The organism is Mycobacterium sp. 1165178.9, from assembly GCF_001673555.1.
Taxonomy (GTDB): domain Bacteria; phylum Actinomycetota; class Actinomycetes; order Mycobacteriales; family Mycobacteriaceae; genus Mycobacterium.
On record NZ_LZMB01000028.1, the window covers coordinates 1 to 4,730 of the forward strand.

Consider the following 4,730-nt stretch of genomic DNA (forward strand, 5'->3'; position numbering starts at 1 on the left):
TAGTTGCCCGGGCGTGGTTTGCCGGCCACGACGTCGAGGTCGATTTCGGGGTCGAGGTTTTCCAGGTTGAGCGTGGGGGGTACCACCTGGTCGCGCAGCGCGAGCACGGTCAGGATGGATTCCACGGCACCCACGGCGCCCACCGAATGGCCCAGCGCGGCCTTGGGGGCATAGACGGCCGGTTGGTTGCTGCCCAGCGCGTTGTTGATGGCCTTGCTCTCGGCGACGTCACCGACGGAGGTGCCGGTGGCGTGGGCATTGACGTGGCCGATGTCGGACGGGCTGAGTCCGGCGAGCTGGATGGCCCGGCTCATGGCGTGGCCGGCGCGTTCACCGTTGGGGTCCGGGGCCACCATGTGGTAGCCGTCGGAGGTGATGCTGGCGCCCATGATGCGGGCCAAGATGTTGGCGCCGCGGGCTTTGGCGTGTTCCTCGGTCTCGATGACCATCAGCGCGCCGGCCTCGCCGAACACGAAGCCGGTGCGGTCGCGGTCGAACGGGCGACACGCGCCGGCCGGGTCGTCGTTCTTGGTCGACATCACGATGCGCATCTGGGCGAACGCCGCGATCGCGACCGCCTCGATCCTGACCTCGACGCCACCGCAGATCGCGATGTCGGCCTCGCCGAACACGATGTTGCGCCAGGCCTGCGCCACACCCTCAGAACCCGACGCGCACGCCGACACCGGCGTGATCACGCCGCCCTTGGCCTGGCGCTCCAGTCCCACGGCGACGGCCGCGCCGTCGGGCATGTACTTCGACACCGCCAGCGGTGAGACGCCCTTGATGCCGCGGGCCCGCAAATCGTCATAACTGAACACGATCTGCTCGGCGGACCCCAGGCCGGTGCCGATCGACACCATCAGGCGATTGCTGTCGACCTCCGGCGAACCGGCGTTCTCCCAGACCCGCCGGCTCAGCACGGTCGACATCCGCTGCAGGTAACCCATCCGGTGGCGTTCGGCGCGCGTCAGTCCGGCGTCGAATTCCTCTTGCAGATGGCCGCCGATGCGCACCGGCAGGTCGAATTCCTCGACGAACGAATCCTCGAGTTTGCGGATACCGCTTTGGCTGTCCAACAACAACTTCCAGGTGGTTTCGGCATCGGTTGCCAGCGCGGTCGTCATGGCCACTCCAGTGACGACCACATTGGGCAACGTTTTCCCGGTAACCAACTCCGTCATGACTTGTAAAACCTTTCACTTTCAGAGCTGCCGACGCAGGGCGCCGGCCCCCTCCCCAACATGAAAACACAATGCGTCACCGTCCCCAACGCCCGTTGGGCGGCCGCCTGTCGCTTTCCGGATACCGCAGGCTCACCTGCCGTTATTCGTTGCGGACCGCCTGCGCTCGCGCCATCAGCCCGCGACCGCCGGGCAGCGCACCCACCACGGCGCGGGCCAGTCGGTCGCGGCCGCGCACACCGTCGGTCCTGGCTTTGCCGGCGCGCAGGTGACGCCAGCCCATGGCCGCCCAGGACGCCGCGACGACCGCGTCGGTCACCCCGCCGCGCGCGCGGCGCCGGTCGACCCCGGCCAGGCCCAGCGCCGTCGCCGAGTGCACGGTGTCGACCCAGACCCCGGCCGCCAGCACCTCCGGGCCGGGATCCACTCCCGACAGCAGCGCCTGGGTCAGGTGGCGTGCGCCCAGGATCCGGGTGACGACGAGCGCCTTGCGGTCCACGTGCACACCGTGGATGTGCTCGAGCACCTCGCCCGGGGCGGCCAGCAGGGCCGCGCCCCACCCCGCCCGGATCAGCTCGATCGCGCGAATCTTCATCGAACACCCCCCAATTGACGTGCGAACGCTCCCACCCGCTCGATGAACCGATCGAAAAATGCCGGCGCGTCCACGTCAATCCCGATGAGCGCGTTGGGTTCTCGACGGCCCGACCAATCGGTCACCGTCATGGCGCGGGTCAGCGTTCCGGTCAGCTCGATGTCCACCGTCGCCGGACGCGTCTTGACCAGGTCGGGATCCAGCGCGACGGCGGCGGCCAGCGGATCGTGCAGGTGTGCCTGATACCCGTGGCCGAGTTCGTGATAGGCCTCCAGGTAGAACCGCATCGCGTCCTCGATCACCCGAACGAGGGGGTTGGACGCCGTCGACCGGGTTCCGGGCACGTCATGTTCGCTCAGCCGCGTCGTGGTCGACTCCGCGGCCGCCGCCAGGCGCGCCAGGTGATCGGGCGTCATCGCCACCTTGCGCGTCAGATCAAGGCCACACAGGATCGGAAGTCGCTGTTCGCCAACGACTTCCGGGCACCAGGCGGCCAGCACCTCGGCGGCCGCCTCGGGGTCGACGCTGATGTTCCACTCCGCCACCGCGGTGGTGTTGCCCCGGTGATCGTAGGAACCGCCCATGATCACCAGCCGCTTGAGCAGCGCCGGCAACTCGGGCTCGGCGCGCAGTGCCAGCGCCAGGTTGGTCAGCGGCCCGGTCGCCACGCCGATCAGCTCGCCGGGCCAGGCGCGCGCCGCGCGGACCCAGGCGCTGGCCGAGTCGTAGTCGGTGAGCCGTTGGGAGCCCGGCGGCAACTCCGCGTAGCCCAAACCCCTGGGGCCGTGGACTTTTGACGGCAGCCGCATCGGTCCGGTCAGGGTCTGTCCGTAACCCTTGGAGACCGGGATGCCGGTGCGTTCACACAGCTCCAGCAGGCCGAGGTTGTTTTCGCAAACCTGCTGGACACCAACGTTTCCCCCGGTCGAGGCGATGCCGATCACTTCGGCGTCGGGGCTGGCGAACAGGTACATCAGCGCCAGCGCATCATCCACGCCGGTATCGACGTCGACGAAGACGGGCGAGTTCATTGCTTCCAAGATACCGGCGCTAGGCTGGCATGATGCCAACCACGTCGGAGCCCCCCGAGGGGACTGATCTAACGCCGCACTTCGACGACGTGCAGGCCCACTACGACTTGTCGGACGAGTTCTTCCAGCTATTTCTCGATCCCACCCGGACGTACAGCTGCGCGTACTTCGAGCGCGACGACATGACGCTGGAAGAGGCACAGATCGCCAAGATCGACCTCGCGCTCGGCAAACTGGGCCTGCAGCCGGGCATGACATTGCTCGACGTCGGCTGCGGTTGGGGCGCCACCATGATGCGGGCCATGGAAAAGTACGACGTCAACGTCGTCGGCCTCACCCTGAGCCGCAACCAGGCCGACCACGTCGAACAGCTGATCGCTCAGTCCGGCAGCCCTCGTTCCGCGCGGGTCCTGCTGGAGGGCTGGGAGCAGTTCGACGAGCCGGTAGACCGGATCGTCAGCATCGGCGCCTTCGAGCACTTCGGGCACGAACGCTACGACGCGTTCTTCACCCTGGCGCATGACCTGTTGCCCGACGACGGGGTCATGCTGCTGCACACCATCACCGGGCTGCACCCGACGGAGATGGCCGAACGCGGCATGCCCATCTCGTTCACGTTCGCCCGGTTCATCAAATTCATTGTCACCGAGATCTTTCCGGGCGGACGCCTGCCGTCGATACCGATGGTGGAAGAGCGCGCGACCGCGAACGGCTTCACCGTGACCCGCGTGCAGTCGCTACAGCCGCACTACGCCAAGACGCTCGACATCTGGGCCGCCGCACTGCAGGCCCACAAGGACGAGGCCATCGCGGTGCAGTCCGAGGAAGTCTACGAGCGGTACATGAAATACCTGACCGGTTGCGCCGACGCATTCCGGATCGGATACATCGACGTCAACCAGTTCACGTTGCAGAAGTGACTACCAGTGCACGCCGGGCACCAGGCGCACCAGCCGCTTGACTGGGCGGGGGGCCCGGATGCCCCGGGTGACGGCGCGCACGGGCCGGCTGGGCTTGCGCCGTGCGGTCCGCGCAGGCGGCGTCGGCGCAGGCTCGGCGGTTAGCCCGCGCGCCGCGGCCGAATCGGGATAGCCGAGATAAAGCTGGTGCAGAACGCGCCGCGATGTCCTCGGCGCGAAGTAATTGCCGGCCTCGGCGAGCGTGCCCAGCGGGGTGTCGATGCGGGCCGGCTTGTCCACCAGGCCGCGCACCACCATCGCCGCCGCACGCTCGGGGCTGATCGCCGGCACCGGGTTGAGCCGGTGCGACGGCACGATCATCGGGGTGCGCACCAACGGCATGTGAATGTTGGTGAAGGTGATGTGGTCGGACAGCACCTCCGAACCCACCACGTCGGAGAACGCGTCGAGGGCGGCCTTGGACGGCAGGTAGGAGCTGTACTTGGGATTGCGCGCCTGCACGCCGGCGCTCGACACGTTGACGATGTGACCGAAGCGGCGCTCGCGCCAATGCGGTAGCAGCGCCAGCACCATCCGCACCGCGCCGAAGTAGTTGACCGCCATCACGCGTTCGTAATCGTGTAGCCGGTCGGTGGAGTTGACCACCGACCGGCGGATCGACCGTCCGGCGTTGTTCACCAGGTAGTCGACGTGGTCAAAGCGCCCCAGGATGTCTTTGACCGTGTGTTCCACCGACGCGGAATCGGTGACATCGCAGGTAAAGGCATGGGCGGCACCGCCATTGGCGCGGATCTCGGCGACCAGTGCATCCAGTGCCTCACCGTTGCGGGCGAGCGCGAAAACGGTTGCGCCCCGGTCGGCGATCGCGAGGGCCGCCGCCCGGCCAATGCCGCTGGACGCGCCGGTGATGATGACGTGGCGGCCCCGCAACGGTTCGTGCGGATCGTCGCGGCGCGCACGGTCCGGATCCAGATGCTGCGCCCAATACCGCCACAGCTTG

Annotated in this window: 5 protein-coding genes; 1 reads left to right on the plus strand and 4 read right to left on the minus strand. The window is 67.8% G+C overall.

Going from position 1 to position 4,730, the window contains the following annotated elements; all coding sequences use genetic code 11:
• The 3 genes from A5652_RS01570 to A5652_RS01580 all read right to left on the minus strand — a co-directional run.
• The coding region (locus A5652_RS01570) for a KasA/KasB family beta-ketoacyl-ACP synthase (RefSeq protein WP_067345945.1) at positions 1–1,184 on the minus strand (1,184 nt) is incomplete at its 3' end.
• Between the two features lie 142 nt (positions 1,185–1,326).
• Positions 1,327–1,779 (minus strand): hypothetical protein, encoded by a 453-nt coding sequence (locus tag A5652_RS01575; RefSeq protein WP_067345947.1) that lies wholly within the window; start codon positions 1,777–1,779, stop codon positions 1,327–1,329.
• Positions 1,776–2,810 carry a nucleoside hydrolase gene (locus tag A5652_RS01580; RefSeq protein WP_067345950.1) on the minus strand — a complete coding sequence of 345 codons (1,035 nt, stop codon included), beginning with the start codon at positions 2,808–2,810 and terminating at the stop codon, positions 1,776–1,778. Before A5652_RS01580 ends, A5652_RS01575 begins: the two co-directional genes overlap by 4 nt.
• 32 nt (positions 2,811–2,842) lie before the next feature.
• On the opposite strand from A5652_RS01580, the gene cmaA1 reads away from it, so the two are divergent.
• Entirely contained in the window at positions 2,843–3,730 is an 888-nt protein-coding gene (gene cmaA1, locus A5652_RS01585) for a cyclopropane mycolic acid synthase CmaA1 (protein ID WP_067345952.1), read from the plus strand.
• Here the strand turns inward: cmaA1 and A5652_RS01590 are convergent.
• Positions 3,731–4,730, minus strand: a 1,000-nt coding sequence (locus A5652_RS01590; protein WP_156745093.1) for an SDR family NAD(P)-dependent oxidoreductase, incomplete at its 5' end; no start/stop codon positions are given.

Coding starts and splice junctions, on each gene's coding strand:
- A5652_RS01575 (WP_067345947.1), bottom strand. CDS start 1,779: ATGAAGATTCGCGCGATCGAGCTGATCCGGGCGGGGTGGGGCGCGGCC.
- A5652_RS01580 (WP_067345950.1), bottom strand. CDS start 2,810: ATGAACTCGCCCGTCTTCGTCGACGTCGATACCGGCGTGGATGATGCG.
- cmaA1 (WP_067345952.1), top strand. CDS start 2,843: ATGCCAACCACGTCGGAGCCCCCCGAGGGGACTGATCTAACGCCGCAC.